At 59.1% G+C, this 2404-nt stretch carries 3 protein-coding genes; all 3 read right to left on the reverse strand.

The features are described 5' to 3' along the window. Positions 1–16 precede the first annotated feature (16 nt). The 3 genes from tnpC to ACGYLQ_RS20690 are packed head-to-tail and all read right to left on the reverse strand — an operon-like array spanning position 17 to position 2320. Positions 17–1528, reverse strand: coding sequence for an IS66 family transposase (tnpC, locus tag ACGYLQ_RS20680; RefSeq protein ID WP_069301426.1), 1512 nt, complete (start codon positions 1526–1528; stop codon positions 17–19). 55 nt (positions 1529–1583) lie between these two features. Then, positions 1584–1937: an IS66 family insertion sequence element accessory protein TnpB gene (tnpB, locus tag ACGYLQ_RS20685; RefSeq protein WP_067625283.1), complete on the reverse strand. Its 354-nt coding sequence runs from the start codon at positions 1935–1937 to the stop codon at positions 1584–1586. Next, positions 1934–2320: a transposase gene (locus ACGYLQ_RS20690; protein WP_037954242.1), complete on the reverse strand. Its 387-nt coding sequence runs from the start codon at positions 2318–2320 to the stop codon at positions 1934–1936. Before ACGYLQ_RS20690 ends, tnpB begins: the two co-directional genes overlap by 4 nt. Between the last annotated feature and the right edge of the window lie 84 nt (positions 2321–2404).

The raw sequence follows: 2404 nt of genomic DNA on the forward strand, positions 1-2404 counted from the left end.
GTAAGCGGTGCGCTGGTCACACGGGTTTGGCGTAATTCCAAGGCAGCAGTTCGTTGATGTCGGTTTGTTTGTGTCCTTGGGCGATAGCTGTCAGGACACCTGACAGATAGCCGTGGGGCTCGATCCCATTGAGTTTGCAGGTCTCGATCAGGGAGGCGATGACGGCCCAGTTTTGCGCCCCGGCATCGTGTCCGGCGAAGAGCGCATTTTTGCGGTTGAGGGCTATGGGACGGATGGTGCGCTCGACTGGATTGTTGTCGAGTTCGATGCGGCCATCGGTGAGGAACAGGCACAGCCCGTCCCAGTATTTGGCGATGTATTTCAGGGCTTCTCCAGTCGGAGATTTGCTTGAGACGCGGGCGCGGCTTTGTGCGAGCCAAAGCTCGAAGGCATCGATGATGGGTCTTGAGCGTTTCTGTCGTGCAGCGCTGCGTTGGTCGGCAGACAGGCCGCGCAGGTCTTTTTCGATGCGGTAGAGTGCCTGGATTTGGTTCAGACCTTCCTGCGCGATTGGTGCCGCTCCGGATTGGGTAACATCATGCAGTTTGCGGCGGGCATGGGCCCAGCAATAGGCCAGCGTCACATCCTGCGTCGGACGTTTCAGCAAGCGGTTATAGCCTGCGTAGCCGTCCACCTGCAGGGTGCCGCTAAAGCCGTTCAAAATATTATCTGCGTGCTGGCCGGATCGTCCCGGGGCATATGTGAAGGCCACACCGGGAGGATCATCACCACTCCATGGCTTGTCATTGCGGGCAAGCGCCCAAAAGTATCCTGTTTTTGTGCGTTTGCGCCCGGGTGCCAGAACCGGCGCGGGCGTTTCATCCATGAAGAGCTTGGTGGAGCGTTTCAGGTCGTCCATGAGCGCATTATAAACCGGGGTCAATTCGAACGCCGATTTGCCAACCCACGCCGCCAAGGTCGAGCGATCCAGATCTATCCCCTGACGGCTGTAAATCTGTGCTTGCCGGTAAAGAGGCAGGTGATCCGCGTATTTGGAGACGAGCACATGCGCCAGCGTGGCCTCGGTCGGCATGCCACCTGCGATAATGTGGGCCGGTGCGGGCACTTGGGTGACCCCACCCTCACAGGACCGGCAGGCGTATTTGGGCCGCCGGGTGACAATCACCCGGAACTGCGCCGGAATGATGTCCAAGCGTTCGCTGACATCTTCGCCAATGACATGACGTTCAGTTCCACACGCGCATGACAACTCTGGCTCAATGACAACCTCCACCCGTTCCAGATGTTTGGGCAGTGATCCGCGATTAGTTTGGCGAGGCTTTGGGGGCCGCACAGGCGCGGTGCGCGCGTCGGCGTCGATCTCGGCTTCCACCTGCGCGATGGCCGTCTCGATATCTTCGAGTTCCAGCTCATATTGGGCCGGATCGATCTTCTCGGACTTGGCCCCGAAGAGCGCCTTTTTGAAGGAAGCGACCAAGGCTTCCAGCCGCGCATTCTGATCCTGCTGCGCACGGATGATCGCCTTCAATTCGGCAATGTCATCAGGCAATTCGTCAGGTGCAGTCATGACCGATACCATAGCAAAACAAGGGCCGAATGACCCGTGCAAACGTGCCAGTGAGTCACTCCGCCGCAGCTGGGGCTGCCACCTCCAGAGGCCGCACGCGCCGCCAGTCCAAACCCGCAAACAGCGCCTCAAACTGGGCCGGTTCCAGCCGCATCACCCCGTTCTTGATCGCAGGCCATGTAAAGCTGTTATCCTCCAGCCGCTTGTACGCCATCACAAGCCCGCTGCCGTCCCAATAAAGCAACTTCAGCCGATCCGCCCGCTTAGACCGAAACACATAGACCGACCCATCAAAAGGCTTCTGACGCAGTTGGCTCTGAACCAGAGCAGCCAACCCATCGTGGCCCTTGCGGAAGTCCACCGGATCACTGGCGACAAAAATCCGCACCTTGTGGGACGGCGTGATCACGTGACCAAAGCCCGGGCGATCTCAGCGATCCGTGTCGCAGTCGCCGCCGCATCAAGACGAACGGTGACATCGCCTTTGATCACATCAATCGTGCCGGAGGATGTCGCCGCCAGAGGCTGGGCCTCGGGCGCAGGCGCTTCAATCTCGACCGGCACAAAATCCATGCCATCCAGGTTTGGCAGAACCAGCTTGCCCTGGCGCGCCAACCGCCGCCAATCCGACACGGTGCTGGGGATCAGTTCGTATCGCTTCGCCACCGCCTTGACCGTCTCGCCTTCAATCAATGTCTCAGCAACAATCCGAGCTTTCAACTCAGACGGCCAATTCCGCTTCCCGTCCGCACGACGAGGCACCATTGCCAGAAACTCGCTTGTAGCTCCCATCGAGAAACTCCCCACAAAACAAAGAAGCCTCTGAATCGCAGATCAAGCGCTAAGCTGTAAGTGTGGGAGCGGCGCACCGCATAC

The sequence above is a fragment of the Sulfitobacter sp. 1A12779 genome (assembly GCF_043557315.1).
GTDB lineage: Bacteria > Pseudomonadota > Alphaproteobacteria > Rhodobacterales > Rhodobacteraceae > Sulfitobacter > Sulfitobacter faviae.